Origin of the sequence: Pseudarthrobacter sp. BRE9 (assembly GCF_031844305.1) — a bacterium.
Taxonomy (GTDB): Bacteria; Actinomycetota; Actinomycetes; order Actinomycetales; family Micrococcaceae; genus Arthrobacter.
Genome location: NZ_JAUZUY010000006.1, coordinates 1 through 15,368, shown reverse-complemented (window position 1 = coordinate 15,368; position 15,368 = coordinate 1). Strand labels below are relative to the sequence as shown.

General features: G+C 66.1%; 14 protein-coding genes. 12 read left to right on the top strand and 2 right to left on the bottom strand.

Going from position 1 to position 15,368, the window contains the following annotated elements; translation table 11 throughout:
• Both infB and rbfA read left to right on the top strand, forming a co-directional pair.
• On the top strand, nucleotides 1-2,931 hold the full coding sequence (infB, locus tag Q9R31_RS12425; RefSeq protein ID WP_311263041.1) for a translation initiation factor IF-2: 2,931 nt from the start codon (nucleotides 1-3) through the stop codon (nucleotides 2,929-2,931).
• 249 nt (nucleotides 2,932-3,180) lie between these two features.
• A complete protein-coding gene (rbfA, locus tag Q9R31_RS12420) occupies nucleotides 3,181-3,690 on the top strand; it encodes a 30S ribosome-binding factor RbfA (RefSeq protein WP_056338417.1) in 510 nt (169 codons plus the stop codon).
• Nucleotides 3,691-3,754: 64 nt separating this feature from the next.
• Here the strand turns inward: rbfA and Q9R31_RS12415 are convergent, their stop codons facing one another.
• Nucleotides 3,755-4,879, bottom strand: coding sequence for a ScyD/ScyE family protein (locus Q9R31_RS12415; protein ID WP_311263040.1), 1,125 nt, complete (start codon nucleotides 4,877-4,879; stop codon nucleotides 3,755-3,757).
• A 176-nt stretch (nucleotides 4,880-5,055) separates the two neighbouring features.
• Between Q9R31_RS12415 and Q9R31_RS12410 the strand changes: the two genes are divergently transcribed.
• Both Q9R31_RS12410 and trxA read left to right on the top strand, forming a co-directional pair.
• Nucleotides 5,056-5,559 (top strand): nucleoside deaminase, encoded by a 504-nt coding sequence (locus Q9R31_RS12410; protein ID WP_311263039.1) that lies wholly within the window; start codon nucleotides 5,056-5,058, stop codon nucleotides 5,557-5,559.
• A 2-nt stretch (nucleotides 5,560-5,561) separates the two neighbouring features.
• A complete protein-coding gene (gene trxA, locus Q9R31_RS12405) occupies nucleotides 5,562-5,999 on the top strand; it encodes a thioredoxin (protein ID WP_311263038.1) in 438 nt (145 codons plus the stop codon).
• A 36-nt stretch (nucleotides 6,000-6,035) separates the two neighbouring features.
• Here the strand turns inward: trxA and Q9R31_RS12400 are convergent, their stop codons facing one another.
• Nucleotides 6,036-7,193 carry an aminotransferase class I/II-fold pyridoxal phosphate-dependent enzyme gene (locus tag Q9R31_RS12400; RefSeq protein WP_311263037.1) on the bottom strand — a complete coding sequence of 386 codons (1,158 nt, stop codon included), beginning with the start codon at nucleotides 7,191-7,193 and terminating at the stop codon, nucleotides 6,036-6,038.
• Nucleotides 7,194-7,312: 119 nt separating this feature from the next.
• Between Q9R31_RS12400 and truB the strand changes: the two genes are divergently transcribed.
• The 8 genes from truB to Q9R31_RS12360 all read left to right on the top strand — a co-directional run bounded on the left by truB (nucleotide 7,313) and on the right by Q9R31_RS12360 (nucleotide 15,305).
• Nucleotides 7,313-8,248 carry a tRNA pseudouridine(55) synthase TruB gene (gene truB / locus Q9R31_RS12395; RefSeq protein ID WP_311263036.1) on the top strand — a complete coding sequence of 312 codons (936 nt, stop codon included), beginning with the start codon at nucleotides 7,313-7,315 and terminating at the stop codon, nucleotides 8,246-8,248.
• A gap of 3 nt (nucleotides 8,249-8,251) precedes the next feature.
• Entirely contained in the window at nucleotides 8,252-8,605 is a 354-nt protein-coding gene (locus tag Q9R31_RS12390; protein ID WP_311263035.1) for a hypothetical protein, read from the top strand.
• A gap of 19 nt (nucleotides 8,606-8,624) precedes the next feature.
• Nucleotides 8,625-9,089, top strand: a complete 465-nt coding sequence (locus Q9R31_RS12385; RefSeq protein WP_311263034.1) for a hypothetical protein — start codon at nucleotides 8,625-8,627, stop codon at nucleotides 9,087-9,089.
• Between the two features lie 95 nt (nucleotides 9,090-9,184).
• Nucleotides 9,185-10,168, top strand: a complete 984-nt coding sequence (locus tag Q9R31_RS12380; RefSeq protein ID WP_311263033.1) for a bifunctional riboflavin kinase/FAD synthetase — start codon at nucleotides 9,185-9,187, stop codon at nucleotides 10,166-10,168.
• Between the two features lie 55 nt (nucleotides 10,169-10,223).
• Nucleotides 10,224-11,078, top strand: coding sequence for a tryptophan 2,3-dioxygenase (gene kynA / locus Q9R31_RS12375; protein WP_311263226.1), 855 nt, complete (start codon nucleotides 10,224-10,226; stop codon nucleotides 11,076-11,078).
• Nucleotides 11,075-12,334: an aminotransferase class V-fold PLP-dependent enzyme gene (locus Q9R31_RS12370; RefSeq protein ID WP_311263032.1), complete on the top strand. Its 1,260-nt coding sequence runs from the start codon at nucleotides 11,075-11,077 to the stop codon at nucleotides 12,332-12,334. Before kynA ends, Q9R31_RS12370 begins: the two co-directional genes overlap by 4 nt.
• A gap of 200 nt (nucleotides 12,335-12,534) precedes the next feature.
• Nucleotides 12,535-12,804 (top strand): 30S ribosomal protein S15, encoded by a 270-nt coding sequence (gene rpsO / locus Q9R31_RS12365; protein WP_043452786.1) that lies wholly within the window; start codon nucleotides 12,535-12,537, stop codon nucleotides 12,802-12,804.
• A gap of 239 nt (nucleotides 12,805-13,043) precedes the next feature.
• The gene (locus Q9R31_RS12360; protein WP_311263225.1) at nucleotides 13,044-15,305 is read left to right on the top strand and encodes a polyribonucleotide nucleotidyltransferase; all 2,262 of its coding nucleotides are present in this window, start codon (nucleotides 13,044-13,046) and stop codon (nucleotides 15,303-15,305) included.
• Nucleotides 15,306-15,368 lie beyond the last annotated feature (63 nt).

The following is a 15,368-nucleotide window of genomic DNA, read 5'->3' as shown; positions in this document are numbered from 1 at the left end:
GTGGCCAAGGTCCGCGTACATGAGCTCGCCAAAGAGCTCGGTATAACTTCCAAAGATGCAGTGACAAAACTGCAGGAACTGGGCGAATTCGTTCGCTCCGCCTCGTCAACCATTGAGGCCCCCGTTGTGCGGAAACTGCGCAACGCCTTCCCCGACGCCGCTGCCAAGTCAGCGGCACCGGCCGCAGCGCCCGCCGCTGCGCCCAAGGCACCTGCTCCCGCAGCAGGATCACGTCCTTCAGCACCGGCTCCCGGCCCGGCTGCGCCCAAGGCTCCGGCCCCCAAGGCACAGGCACCGGCTCCCGCTGCCCCCGCGGCACCCGCACAGGCAGAAGCACCGGCCGCGCCGGCCGCCACGCCTGCCGCCCCCGCGGCTCAGTCCTCGGCTGCCCCGTCTTCGGGTGCGCCGTCCACCGGCGCCAAGCCCGGTGCACGCCCGGCGCCCAAGGCCGATACCCCGGCTCCCTCCACCCGTCCGGGTGGATCCACGCCGGGTGCGTCCGGTCCCCGTCCCGGCGGTCCCCGCCCGGGCAACAACCCCTTCGCCACCTCGCAGGGCATGCCCCGCGGCCGCGGCGGAGACGGCGAACGTGCCCCCCGTCCGGGCAACAACCCCTTCGCCACCTCGCAGGGCATGCCCCGTCACGGCGGCAGCCGTAACGACGGCGACCGCCCCGGTGGTCCCCGTCCCGCAGCCGGTGCAGGCGGACCGCGTCCGGGTGGGCCGCGTCCCGCAGCCGGTGCCGGCGGCCCCCGCCCCGCAGCAGGCGCAGGCGGACCCCGTCCGGGTGCTCCGCGTCCCGGCGGTCCCCGTCCTACTCCCGGCATGATGCCCAACCGTACTGAACGCCCGGCTCCGGCCGGTGCAGGACGTCCCGGTGCCGGCGGCCGTGGTCCCGGACGCCCGGGCGGCGCTCCCGGCACCGGCGGTCCCGGTGGCGGCGGCGGCGCTCCCGCCGGTGGCGGCTTTGGGAAGGGCGGCCGCGGACGCGGCGGCACTCAGGGTGCCTTCGGCAAGGGCGGCGCAGGACGTGGCAAGCAGCGCAAGTCGAAGCGCGCAAAGCGCCAGGAACTTGAGCAGATGAGCGCACCGTCGCTGGGTGGCGTGAGCGTACCCCGCGGCGACGGCAACACTGTCATCCGCCTGCGCCGCGGCTCGTCCATCACGGACTTCGCCGACAAGATCGAGGCAAACCCCGCCGCACTGGTGACCGTGCTGTTCCACCTTGGTGAAATGGCCACGGCAACCCAGTCACTGGATGAGGAGACCTTCGCCCTGCTCGGCGAGGAGCTTGGCTACAAGCTCCAGGTAGTGTCGCCGGAGGACGAGGAGCGCGAGCTGCTCTCCGGGTTCGACATCGACTTTGACGCCGAACTCGAAGCCGAAGGCGACGAGCAACTCGAGGCACGTCCTCCGGTTGTCACCGTCATGGGCCACGTCGACCACGGTAAGACCCGCCTGCTTGATGCCATCCGCAAGTCCGACGTCATGGCCGGCGAGCACGGCGGCATCACGCAGCACATCGGTGCCTACCAGGTCACGCACAACCACGAAGGCGACGACCGTAAGATCACCTTCATCGATACCCCGGGCCACGAGGCGTTCACCGCCATGCGTGCCCGTGGTGCGAAGGTCACCGACATCGCCATCCTGGTGGTCGCAGCGGACGACGGCGTGATGCCGCAGACCGTTGAAGCGCTCAACCACGCCCAGGCGGCCAATGTGCCGATCGTCGTGGCAGTGAACAAGATCGACAAGGAAGGCGCCAACCCGGAGAAGGTCCGCGGCCAGCTGACCGAGTACGGCCTGGTTCCCGAGGAATACGGTGGCGACACCATGTTCGTGGAGGTCTCTGCCCGCCAGAACCTCAATATCGACGAGCTGCTCGAGGCCGTCCTGCTCACCGCGGACGCCGCCCTGGACATGCGCGCCAACCCGAACAAGGACGCCCGCGGTATCGCGATCGAAGCCAACCTGGACAAGGGTCGCGGTGCTGTTGCCACCGTCCTCGTGCAGTCCGGCACCCTGCGCGTCGGCGACACCATCGTGGCAGGCACGGCCCACGGCCGCGTCCGTGCGATGTTCGACGACGACGGCAGCGCCCTGACCGAGGCCGGCCCGTCCCGCCCCGTCCAGGTGCTGGGTCTGTCCAACGTGCCGCGCGCCGGTGACACCTTCTTCGTGACCGCTGACGAGCGCACCGCCCGCCAGATCGCCGAGAAGCGCGAGGCCGCCGACCGCAACGCCGCCCTGGCCAAGCGCCGCAAGCGCATCAGCCTGGAAGACTTCGACCAGGCGGTCGCCGAAGGCAAGATCGACACCCTCAACCTCATCCTCAAGGGTGACGTGTCCGGTGCCGTGGAAGCCCTCGAAGACGCGCTGCTCAAGATCGACGTCGGCGAAGGCGTGCAGCTGCGCGTCATCCACCGCGGTGTGGGTGCCATCACCCAGAACGACGTCAACCTGGCAACGGTCGACTCCGCCGTCATCATCGGCTTCAACGTCAAGCCCGCCGAACGGGTTGCCGAACTGGCAGACCGCGAAGGCGTGGACATGCGCTTCTACTCCGTCATCTACGCAGCAATTGATGACATCGAGGCAGCACTCAAGGGCATGCTCAAGCCGGAGTACGAAGAAGTCCAGCTCGGCACCGCCGAGGTCCGCGAAGTCTTCCGCTCCTCCAAGTTCGGAAACATCGCCGGCTCGATCGTCCGCTCGGGCATCATCCGACGCAACGCCAAGGCACGCGTCAGCCGCGACGGCAAGATCATCGGTGACAACCTCACCGTTGAGTCGCTCAAGCGCTTCAAGGACGACGCCACCGAGGTCCGCACGGACTTCGAATGTGGTATCGGTCTTGGGTCGTACAACGACGTCATCGAAGGTGACATCATCGAGACCTTCGAGATGCGCGAAAAGCCGCGCGTCTAGGCTGGTTCGACCGGTAGCGGGGAGCCTCCGAGTTTTGGGGGCGCCCCGCCCCTACGCTGGGCGGCAAAGGATCTTGCGATCCTTTGCCGCCCAGCTCCGGTAGGCCCGATGCCACTCCCGGGCGCCCCCAAAACTCTCCGGCATCGTCCTTGGCCCGTCTTTTAGTGCGTGGCACAAACTGAAACGCGCGACGCAGGCCCACCGCCGTCGTCGTGCGTCCCAAACTTTTTCTTCTTATAGGAGTTGTTCATGGCTGATCCGGCACGTGCTGCCAAGTTGGCGCAGCGGATTAAGGTTGTTGTTGCTGAGGCTCTGGGCCGGAAGGTCAAGGATCCTCGGCTGGAGGGCATTACGGTTACTGATGCCCGCGTGACCAATGATCTGCAGCATGCCACTGTTTATTACACCGTCTTTGGCGACCAGGCCGTCCAGGCTGATGCTGCCAAGGGGCTTGAGAAGGCCAAGGGGGTGCTCCGGCAGGAAGTTGGCCGGAACATCACCGTCCGGCTCACCCCCACCCTTGAGTTCGTGGCCGACCAGATTCCGGTCAACGCCTCCAACCTGGAGGAACTGCTGCGGGAAGCCAAGAAGCGGGACGCCGAGGTTGCTGCGCTTGCCGCCAACGCCCGGCACGCCGGCGACGCGGACCCGTACAAGTCCGACGCGGTGGCGGACGTGGACATCGACGAGGACGACTTCGACGAAGAGGACCTGGACCTAAGCGACGACGAGGACCTCGACGAGGACGGCAACAAGTAAGCCGCCCGCAAACGCAACAGGACCCGGAGGCATCTCCGGGTCCTGTTGCGTATGTGGCTGCCGCCTATCGGAGATCGACTTCGATAACCCTGCCAGAGGGCGCGGGTGCAGGGGCACCAGGTCCGGCAGGCGGTCCAGGCAGCGCGTCCACGGTGGCAAAGACATCGCCATCTTTGAACTCCACGTCCGCCGGGGTGCTTACGGCCAGGAATCGCGAGCGGTCGGCATCGGAGTCGAACTTCAGGATTTCGCCGCCGAACAGCGAGGCTACGTAGACGTCCCCGTTGTCCGCCACAGCCAGCCCGGTGGGACTCAGGATATGGTCGGCCCAAACAGTCGTGTCACCGTTCCACGGATTCACCTTGAAGATGGCGCCGCGGGTACCAAGCGACGGGTCTTCCGGTCCGCCCGGGAGGGAGGACACGTACAGCCACCCGTCGGGACCAATTTCAACATCGGTAGGAACGGGCTCGAAGGCGTAGGAGAAGCCGGCACAGCTGGGAGCACCAAGGGTCTCCACAACTTCTTTTGTCAGGGTCACGGGCCGGGGCGGGAGGACTACCAGCGTCGAAATCTTCCCGGACTCCAAATTGACCTTCAGGATCGCGTTCATGCCTGCGTCAGCAACGTAGGCAGTATCTTTCCGGATGGCCAAGGCATATGGGTGCGAATCCACGGTGCCCGTGTACATCGCAGGCGGCGCGTCTTTCAGTGCTCCCACCTCGCTAAGGCACGCATCGCTGACATCGGATTCGAAGCCGTAGTGCTGGTCCCCATCGGGGTTGTGCTTCCGTTCGTAATCGGCGAAGTTGGCAATGGTGTCCACGTCCCCCTTGGAATCAATGGACTTGAGGTAGCCATGGAGGGCGGCGGGGTCACCCAGTCCGGCTCCGATACTTTCCAGGAAATACGTCATGTCGTCGCGGATTTCCACCCCGGCGACCTCCCAGCCCTTCTTCGCGGTATAGACGTCCTCAGTGTCTCCGTCGTGCTCCACCCGGGAGAGGATGCCGGCGAAGTCCTGGCTCACGCGCACGGATTCGCCGTGGCCAACGGCCAAGTGAAGTGGGGAGACCAGGTCTTTGGCCAGAACTTCGTAATCAGGGTCGTGGCTGGAAGCAAACGCCGGGCCCGTCTGGACCACCATGGCCGCGGCCACGCAGCCGATAAAAGCAATTTTTCGTTTCATTGGATTCTCCGGGGTGCGAGAGGCCCTTGCGGGCTGGATATGAAGCCTCCGAAGAGGCGGAATGTATCCCCCGGGCGCAAGCGTAGGCTCCTACCAGCGGGTAGTCGTTGGGGGCATCCCCCCTTTCTGGCCCCCTTTCCATCCCCCATCAGGGCACCGGTGGCTAGGATCGTGCTATGACCACCGCAGACCACGGCAACGGCCCCGCCCAGCATCCCGGGCAGGCCCAGTACCTTGAACAGGCCGTGGATTTGGCCACGCGCAACGTCGGTGAGGGCGGGGGGCCCTTTGGTGCGGTGGTGGTTACGCCGGACGGAAAGGTACACGAGGGCGTCAACAGGGTAACCAGGGACAACGACCCCACCGCCCACGCGGAAGTGGTGGCCATACGGGCAGCGGCCGCGGCTACAGCCGATTTCGACCTCACCGGATCGGTCCTCTACGCAAGCTGCGAGCCGTGCCCCATGTGCCTGGCGTCTGCCCTGTGGGCCAGGATCGGCCACGTCTACTTCGCCGCGGACCGTCATGGGGCCGCTGCCGCAGGCTTTGATGACGCCCTCTTCTACGACTACTTCAGCGGCGCGGCGCCCGAGCTGATGCCGGTCACGCGGGGTGACATCCCGACGTCGGACGTTCCCTTCCAAGCGTGGCGCGCCTTTGACAGCAGGAAGGAATACTAGGCATGGAACCCACGCTTCTCAGCTGCCCCGCCTGCGGCAAAACCAACCGGGTGCCTGCCGGGGCGTCGGGCCACCCACGCTGCGGAAACTGCCAGGCTGACCTGCCCTGGATCGTATCCGCAGGTGACGGCGACTTCGCTGCCGTGGCGGAGCAATCGCCGGTTCCGGTGCTGGTGGATTTCTGGGCCGCCTGGTGCGGTCCCTGCCGAATGGTCAGCCCCGTCCTGGACAAGCTGGCACGGGAACGGCCCGGGAGAATAAAGCTGGTGAAGGTGGATGTGGACACGTCGCCGGGCTTGTCGCGGCGGTTCGACGTCCAAGCCATCCCAACCCTGATGGTGCTCGTTGATGGAAGGGTCGCAGCCCGACAGGCCGGCGCCGCACCGGCAGATGTCCTCCGGTCCTGGCTGGACAGGGCCCTCGCCGGCGCCCGCAGCTAATCCAGCGGGCCCCTGGACCCGGGGTCGACCCTGGGTCTACAGCCGGCCGTCCGGAAGCCGGGACAGCCCATCCAGCAGATCCTGCTTCCGACCACACAGCGCGATGCGGACCCACCCCTCGCCGATGGAGCCGAAGGCAGTCCCCGGCGCCAGCGCCACACCGGAATCCGCGAGGAAACGGCGCACCCATGCCCGGACATCTCCACCGGTCACATGGGACATATCAGCCCACAGGTAGAACGCGCCCTGGGCGGGAAGATAGCGGATCCCCTTCGCTGCCAGGACAGCCGAAGCGGCGTCCCGGTTCTCCCGGTAGTGCTGGTGGGTGTGCCGGACGTAGTCCTGCGGCCCGGTGAGGGCTGCCAGCGCCGCATACTGCGGCGCAGACGCCACGCACGAGACGATGGATTCCATGACGTTGTCCATCTTCTGCTTGAGGCCCGGAGGGCAGATAAGCGCACCGATGCGCAGGCCGGTCAGGCCGTAGGTCTTGGACAGTGTCAGCGAAGTGAACACGCGTGCATCCGCCGCTGTGCCGCCGTCGAACCTTGCCGGACTGACGTGGGGCACATCGTACGTGAACGCCTCGTAGCACTCGTCGGAGACCACCCAGATGTCGTGCCGGCGGGCCAGGTCCATCAGTTCCCGGACCACTTCCTCATCGAGCACGGCGCCGAGCGGGTTGGACGGAGAGTTGAGCACCAACACCCGGGTGCGGCCGGTGATCAGGGCCTCCACATCGGCCACCCGTGGCTGGAAGCTGTGTTCGGGGTGCAGCGGATAACCTACGGGGACGGCATTCAGCAGCCGGCTGGTCATGGCAAAGGTGGGGTAGCCCGGGTTGGGGATCAGGATTTCGTCGCCGGGGGAGAGCAGCAGGCTCATGGCGAAGTGCAGGCCCTGCTGCGCGCCGGACACCACATAGACGCGGTCAGCGCCGACGTCGACTCCCTGTTCTTGCCGGAACCTGGCAGCGAAGGCTTCACGTAGGGCGGGAATCCCCGCGTTGGGCGTGTAGTTGGTTTCGTCGCGGTCCAGGCACGCAATTCCTGCGTCCAGCACGTGGCGGGGGAGCGGGAAGCCCGGCTCGCCGATGCTCAGCACAATGGCGCCCGGAGTACGCCACGCCGCCTCGGTGATCTCGCGGATCTGGTTGACGGGCACGTCGCGGACATGGGCGGCAAGCTCAGGCATGGCAGCCATCCTAGCTGTTGCGTGCGTGGCTGCCGCTGTCCCTGCCGGGCTCGCGGACGTGCGGGACCAGGCGCGGAGGGTGCGCAGGCGGGCCAACCAGCGCCGATATACTGGGAGGCGTGCTTTCTGGACTGGTGATAGTGGACAAGCCGCAGGGATGGACCAGCCATGATGTGGTTGGCCGGATGCGGCGCCTCGCAGGCACCCGGAAAGTAGGGCACGCCGGAACCCTGGACCCCATGGCCACCGGCGTCCTGGTGGTCGGCATCAACAAGGCCACGCGGCTGCTGACCTACATCGTGGGCACCTCCAAGACCTACACCGCCACCATCCGGCTGGGCCAGTCCACCGTCACCGATGACGCGGAAGGGGAGGTCACTGCCACGGCCGGCACTTCCGGTATCAGCGAGCAGGCAATTTACGACGGCGTCGCGGCACTCACGGGCGACATCCAGCAGGTGCCCAGCAGCGTCAGCGCCATCAAAGTGAACGGCGAACGCGCCTATGCCCGTGTACGGTCGGGCGAGGACGTGAAGCTGGCCGCACGCCCCGTCACCATCCACCGGTTCGAGGTGCACGCCATCCGCCGGGATCCGGAGGCGGATGTGGTTGACCTCGACGTCACGGTGGAATGTTCCTCGGGTACGTACATCCGTGCCCTGGCCCGTGACCTTGGCAATGCCCTCGGCGTCGGCGGTCATCTCACCGCCCTCCGCAGGACCCATGTAGGCCCCTATTCCCTGGACCAGGCGCGCACCCTCGAACAGCTCGCCGAAGAGCTCAACGTCCTGGAAATGTCGCAGGCTGCCCGGGCACTGATGCCCAACCGTGAACTCAGTGCCGAGGAAACCACGGAGATTTCCTTCGGGCGCCGCATCGCTGCCGGGGCCGCCGCCGGAAGCCCGGCCGCTGCCACCGCAGAGCATCCGGCCGCAGCCTTCGCCCCCGACGGCAGCCTGGTGGCCCTTCTCGCCGACGCCGGCAGTTACGCCAAACCGGTGCTTGTCTTCGCCCCCGGCACCGGAGCGGCCGCAACCGCCGCCGCGGAGGCCTGAAGCGTGGACGCTTATTTTTGGATCATCCTCGTCGTCGGCCTGGTGTCCACGCTGGCATGCCTGGGTGCGGGAATCCTGAAGAAGGCGCCCAACGATGTCACCATCCTCTCCGTCGTTGCCGTGGAAGCCGGCCTGGTGGTGTACCTGGTGGGTTCGATCGTCCGGGTCATCGCCGGCGAACCGATTGCCGGCGAGGCCTGGGAGTTCTGGGGCTACATGGCCACCGCCATGCTCCTGCCGCCGGCGGCAATCTACTGGTCCATCCTGGAGCGGACGCGGTGGAGCAATTTTGTCCTGGCCGCAGTCGGCGTCACGGCACTCGTCATGGCTGCCCGAATGAACCAGATCTGGTACTGAAGTGGAAGAAGCAGCAGGAATGAAACACAAGCAGGCCTCGACGGCCACCGGCAAGGCACCGATCCGGAATACCCGCAACACCGGACCAGGCCGCCTGCTGATTGCCGTGTATGGGGTCTTCGCCATCTCGGCCACTGCCCGTGCCGGCTACCAGATCCTCACCAAGTTCTCCGAGGCTCCGCTGGCCTATCTGCTGTCCGCCTTCGCCGCATTGGTCTACGTGGTGGCCACGGTGTCGCTGGCCAAGGCCGGCACCACCTGGTTCAAGGTCTCCGTAGCCGCGGTCCTGGTAGAACTCGTGGGCGTCCTGGTGGTGGGGACCCTGAGCATCCTGGACTCCGTGCAGTTCCCGCACGAGACGGTGTGGTCCCTGTTTGGCCGAGGCTACGGCTTCATCCCGCTGCTGTTGCCGATCCTTGGGCTGGTATGGCTCTACCGGCGGCGGCCCTCGGCGGCGGCAGCACAGGCCAGGGCTGCGGATTGACGGCAAAAACAGCCGCGTGAATCCGGGTAATCTTGAAGAGTTCCGCAGCCGGCATGGTTGCGGAACGTCGATGCAGGCAGCTTAAGGCGAGGGTGATGGTTTACATCTGGAACGATCCGTCCGATGTCCCGGCGGATTTCGGCCCATCGGTTGTCACTTTCGGCAACTTTGACGGCGTCCACCGAGGCCACCAGCAGGTGCTGTCCCAGCTGATCCGTTCGGCCCGCCTCTCCCAGGCCAAGGCTGTGGCCGTGACCTTCGACCCCCACCCGGCACTGATCCACCGGCCCGAGGCCGCGCCGGAGCTCATCATGGGCTTGGACGACAAACTGGAGGCGCTGGGCGAACTCGGCCTGGACGCCATCCTGGTGGTCAAGTACTCGCTGGACCTCGCCAGCCTCACGGCGGAGGAATTCGTGGAGCAGTACCTGGTGGACTGCCTGCACGCCAGCCACGTGGTGATCGGCCACGACGCACGTTTCGGACGGGGCAACTCCGGCGACCTGGACACCATGAAGGCGCTGGGCGGTAAGTTCGGCTTCGACGTCCAGGTCATCAGCGAGTTCGGCGCCGAGGGCTACCCCCTGCATGACGACGACGGCACAGACCGCCGTTGCTCCTCCACCTGGGTGCGCGAAGCCTTGCAGCAGGGCGACGTGGCCACCGCCGCCTCGGTCCTGGGCCGTCCGCACCGGATGCGTGGCGAGGTAGTCCACGGCGCCGCCCGCGGCCGGGCCCTCGGCTTCCCCACGGCAAACCTCTCATCAGACGCCACAGGGCTGATCCCCGCGGACGGCATCTACGCCGGCTGGCTGGTGGACCAGGCCGGCAAGCGGTGGCCGGCAGCAATCTCGGTAGGGTCCAATCCCACCTTCGACGGCGTGAGCCGGCAAGTGGAAGCGCACGTCATTGACAGGCCCAGGGAGGCCGTGGAGGACTTCGATCTGTACGGCCAGACAGTGATCGTTGAATTCGTGGCGCGGCTTCGCGGCATGGTGGCCTACCGTGGCCCTGAAGCCCTGGTGGATCAAATGCGGCTGGATGTGGCCCAGGCCCACCAGCTTCTCAGCAGCCGCTGACTGCGGCATCCTCCCGGGGGTGCAGCAACAGGGTGACAACAACGAAAGGCAGCACGTGTCCGTCGAAAAGAACACCCGCAGGCTGGATAAGGGGATTGTCCGCGACTTCACTTCACGGATGAGCTACGCCTCCTACCTGCAGCTTCCCACCCTGCTCAGCGCCCAGCAGCCGGTCAGCCAGCCCGAGCACCACGACGAACTGCTGTTCATCATCCAGCACCAGACCACGGAGCTGTGGCTGAAGCTGGTCCTCCATGAACTGCGCAGCGCGGCCGCCTGGCTTCGGGGGGACGACCTCGGCTCCGCGCTCAAGGGCATCGCCCGGGTCAAGCACATCCAGAAGACCCTCACCGAGCAGTGGTCCGTGCTGGCTACCCTGACCCCCACCGAGTATTCGCAGTTCCGCGGTTTCCTGGGCAACTCGTCAGGGTTCCAGTCCGCCCAGTACCGGGCCGTCGAATTCGTCCTGGGCAACAAGAACCGCAAAATGCTGCCGGTCTTCGAATCCGATCCCGAAGCTCACGCCATGCTGGAGGAACTGCTTGCCGCACCCAGCATCTACGACGAGTTCCTGGCCTACCTCGCCCGGCAGGGTTTCGATGTCCCGCGTTCGGTCCTGGACCGGGACGTGACGCGGGCGCACGAGTTCACGCCGGAACTGGTCCCGCTCTTCAAGCACATCTATGAAAACGCGGCGGACAACTGGGCGGCCTACGAGGCGTGCGAGGAACTGGTGGACCTGGAGGACAACTTCCAGCTCTGGCGCTTCCGGCACCTGCGCACCGTCCAGCGGACCATCGGCATGAAGACCGGCACCGGCGGATCCAGCGGAGTGACCTTCCTCCAGAAGGCCCTGGAACTGACATTCTTCCCGGAACTATTCGCTGTCAGGACGGAGATCGGACAATGAGCATCCACCAGGAAAACCACATCGACGTGGCAGCCGAAGCGCTCCGCGGGCGGGCCGGGGAGCTGGACCGCCGGGACGCCCTGGCACACTACCGGGGCCACTTCATTGGCACGGAGACACCCCTGTCCTACCTGGACGGCAACTCCCTGGGCAGGCCCCTGAAGCGCACCGCCGACGATGTCGCCGCCTTCATCCGCGACGAGTGGGGCGGCCGGCTCATCCGCGGGTGGGACGAAAAGTGGCTCACCATGCCGCAGGCCATCGGGGACCAGCTGGGCCGCGCCGTCCTTGGAGCGGCGCCCGGCCAGACCATCATTGCCGATTCCACCACTGTGGTCCTCTACAAGCTGATCCGCGCAGCCCTTGCCGCGGTGCAGGACCCGGACCGCAACGAGCTGGTGCTGGACACGGAGAACTTTCCCACTGACCGCTACCTGGTGGAGGGCATCGCCCTTGAGGAAGGCCTGACCCTCCGCTGGATCGAGCCTGATCCGGCGGCCGGGGTGACCCTTGAGCAGGTGCGCCGGGCCACCGGGCCGCGGACCGCCGTCGTCCTCCTCAGCCAGATCGCCTACCGCTCCGGCCACCTGGCCGACCTGCCGGCCATCACCGCGGCAGTGCACGACGCCGGCGCCCTGGTGGTGTGGGATCTTTGCCATTCGGCGGGGTCGGTGGAGATCGACCTGGACGGCGCGGAGGTGGACTTCGCAGGGGGCTGCACCTACAAGTACCTGAACGGCGGTCCCGGCTCGCCCGCCTTCGCCTACGTCAATGCCCGGCACCTGACCTCGTTGAACCAGCCCATCTGGGGCTGGATGGGGCGCAAGGACGCCTTCGAGATGGCTGCCGGTTATGAACCGGCCGCAGGCATCCGCGGCTTCCTCAGCGGCACCCCCGCCATTTTCGGCATGATCGCCATGCAGGGGACGCTGGACCTCATCGAGGAAGCGACTATGGCTGCCATCCGGGAGAAGTCCCTGGCGCTGACCGCCTTCGCGGTGGAGGTCTTCGATGCCTGGCTGGCCCCGCTGGGTGCGGAACTGGCTTCGCCGCGGAACCCCGGGGAGCGGGGCGGCCACATCACGGTGGACCATCCCAACTTCACCAAGACCACCGTTGAGGCACTCTGGGACGGGGACGTGATCCCGGACTTCCGTTCTCCGCACGGCATCCGGGTGGGATTGTCGCCCTTGAGCACCAGTTTTGCGGAGGTCCTCCAGGGCATGGCGGCTATCCGGGACCGGCTGCAGGGCTGACCGGCGCCCTGTTTCGACCGCACTGTTTCGACAAGGTTAGGCCGGGGCCGGTAAACTGGACGATGGATCCGGCTGCAGTCCGTGGCGGCTGGTTCCTGTTGTAGTCGGCCTTCTCCGGTTCACCGGATCGGGACGGACACGGCAGACCCGGCAGTGAGTTACTGACCTGGGCCCTCACGGCACATTTCCAAGGAGTTATTGTGGCACTTGACGCCGCTGTAAAGCAGTCCATCATCAAGGAATACGCAACCGCCGAAGGCGACACCGGTTCACCGGAGGTCCAGGTTGCCGTCCTGACCCAGCGGATCAAGGATCTGACTGAGCACATGAAGGAGCACAAGCACGATTACCACACCCAGCGCGGTCTGCTGGCCATGGTTGGTCGTCGCAAGCGTATGCTGAGCTACCTCAAGAAGACCGACATCGCCCGCTACCGTTCGCTCATCGAGCGCCTCGGCCTGCGCCGCTAGTCTGGCTTCGGGCGGCCCTTTCCCTCCGGAACGGGCCGCCTTCTTCACCTAAAACTAAACAGGAGGATCAACCGCATCACGCATTCGCGGTCCTCGGTAGTGATCCCCGGGAACGGCTTCGTTGACTGAAGCCGGCGGCCCGTGGGTCTCGATCGATGACCGGGTGCAGGGCCAGTAGACAGATGCTGGCTGGGTTGATGCGGCTGGACTTCCGTAAAAAAGAAACGGAGGTGACTCTCTTGGAGGGTCCCGAAATCCAGTTCTCGGAAGCAGTCATTGACAATGGCCGTTTCGGCAAGCGCGTAATCCGCTTCGAAACCGGCCGCCTTGCCAAGCAGGCAGCCGGCGCAGCCATGGTGTACATCGACGATGACACCGCGCTGCTGTCCGCCACCACTGCCGGCAAGCACCCGCGTGAAGGCTTTGACTTCTTCCCGCTGACGGTTGACGTCGAAGAGCGCATGTACGCCGCCGGCCGCATCCCGGGCTCGTTCTTCCGCCGTGAAGGCCGCCCGTCCACCGAAGCCATCCTGGCCTGCCGCCTGATGGACCGCCCGCTGCGCCCCGCCTTCATCAAGGGCCTGCGCAACGAGGTCCAGATCGTCGTGACCGTCCTGGCGATCAACCCGGACGAGCTCTACGACGTGGTGGCCATCAACGCTTCCTCCATGTCCACCCAGCTGTCCGGCCTGCCGTTCTCCGGCCCCATCGGCGGCGTCCGCGTTGCCCTGGTCGCCGACGAAAACGGATCACAGTGGGTTGCTTTCCCCAAGCACTCCCAGCTGGAAAACTCCGTCTTCAACATGGTGGTGGCCGGCCGCGTTGCCGGTGACGACGTCGCCATCATGATGGTTGAAGCCGAAGCAACCGACAACTCCTGGAACCTCATCAAGGAACAGGGCGCCACCGCCCCCACCGAAGAGGTTGTTTCCGAGGGCCTCGAGGCTGCCAAGCCGTTCATCAAGGCACTCTGCGACGCCCAGGCGGACCTGGCTGCCCGTGCTGCCAAGCCCACCGTCGAGTTCCCGGTCTTCCTTGACTACGAGGATGACGTTTACGCCGCCGTTGAAGCCGCTGCCGCCGAGAAGCTGGCTGCCGTCTTCCAGATCGCCGACAAGCAGGAGCGCGACAACGCCTCGGACGCCCTGAAGGACGAAGTCCTGGGCAACCTTGCCGGCCAGTTCGAAGGCCGCGAGAAGGAGCTGTCCGCAGCATTCCGCTCGGTCACCAAGCACGTGGTGCGCCAGCGCATCCTCAAGGACCAGATCCGCATCGACGGCCGTGGCCTGACGGACATCCGCCAGCTCACCGCCGAGGTTGAGGTTCTGCCCCGCGTTCACGGTTCGGCCATCTTCGAGCGCGGCGAGACCCAGATCATGGGTGTCACCACGCTGAACATGCTCAAGATGGAACAGCAGATCGACTCGCTGTCTCCCGTCACCCGCAAGCGCTACATGCACAACTACAACTTCCCGCCGTACTCCACCGGTGAGACCGGCCGCGTGGGCTCGCCCAAGCGCCGCGAAATCGGCCACGGTGCCCTGGCAGAGCGCGCCCTGGTGCCCGTGCTGCCGTCCCGCGAGGAATTCCCGTACGCCATCCGCCAGGTGTCCGAGGCCCTCGGCTCCAACGGCTCGACGTCGATGGGTTCTGTCTGCGCCTCCACCCTGTCCATGCTGAACGCCGGTGTGCCCCTGAAGGCCGCCGTCGCCGGCATCGCCATGGGCCTGGTCTCCGACCAGGTGGACGGCCAGACGCGGTACGCGGCACTGACCGACATCCTTGGCGCCGAAGATGCCTTCGGTGACATGGACTTCAAGGTTGCCGGTACTTCCGAGTTCGTTACGGCCATCCAGCTGGACACCAAGCTCGACGGTATCCCCGCCTCGGTGCTGGCAGCAGCCCTGAAGCAGGCCCGCGAAGCACGCCTGCACATCCTCGAGGTCATCAACTCGGCCATTGACACCCCGGACGAGCTCTCCGAGTTCGCACCGCGCGTCATCGCCGTGAAGATCCCCGTGGACAAGATCGGCGAGGTCATTGGCCCCAAGGGCAAGATGATCAACCAGATCCAGGAAGACACCGGCGCCGACATCTCCATCGAGGACGACGGCACGGTCTACATTGGCGCCACCAACGGCCCGTCTGCAGAAGCAGCACGGTCCGCCATCAACGCCATCGCCAACCCGCAGGTCCCGGAAATCGGCGAGCGTTACCTGGGTACGGTCGTCAAGACCACCACCTTCGGTGCTTTCGTGTCGCTGACCCCGGGCAAGGACGGCCTCCTGCACATCTCCGAACTGCGCAAGCTGGCTAACGGCAAGCGCGTGGACAACGTCGATGACGTTGTGTCGGTGGGCCAAAAGGTCCAGGTTGAAATCACCAAGATTGACGACCGCGGAAAGCTCTCCCTCGCCCCCGTAGTTGCCGAGGAAGAAGGCGCCGAGGTTGAGACCCAGCGTGCCCACACCACGGAACCTGCTGAAGGCGCTGACGTCTAACAGCCCGGGCTTCCCGGCATAAGCATGAAGCGGCGGGGCCCGGGGGTTTTGCCCCCCGCCCCC

Excerpts from the sequence above, each read along its gene's own strand:
- rbfA (WP_056338417.1), top strand. The coding sequence starts at position 3,181 with ATGGCTGATCCGGCACGTGCTGCCAAGTTGGCGCAGCGGATTAAGGTT.
- Q9R31_RS12415 (WP_311263040.1), bottom strand. The coding sequence starts at position 4,879 with ATGAAACGAAAAATTGCTTTTATCGGCTGCGTGGCCGCGGCCATGGTG.
- Q9R31_RS12410 (WP_311263039.1), top strand. The coding sequence starts at position 5,056 with ATGACCACCGCAGACCACGGCAACGGCCCCGCCCAGCATCCCGGGCAG.
- trxA (WP_311263038.1), top strand. The coding sequence starts at position 5,562 with ATGGAACCCACGCTTCTCAGCTGCCCCGCCTGCGGCAAAACCAACCGG.
- Q9R31_RS12400 (WP_311263037.1), bottom strand. The coding sequence starts at position 7,193 with ATGCCTGAGCTTGCCGCCCATGTCCGCGACGTGCCCGTCAACCAGATC.
- Q9R31_RS12385 (WP_311263034.1), top strand. The coding sequence starts at position 8,625 with ATGAAACACAAGCAGGCCTCGACGGCCACCGGCAAGGCACCGATCCGG.
- Q9R31_RS12380 (WP_311263033.1), top strand. The coding sequence starts at position 9,185 with ATGGTTTACATCTGGAACGATCCGTCCGATGTCCCGGCGGATTTCGGC.
- Q9R31_RS12370 (WP_311263032.1), top strand. The coding sequence starts at position 11,075 with ATGAGCATCCACCAGGAAAACCACATCGACGTGGCAGCCGAAGCGCTC.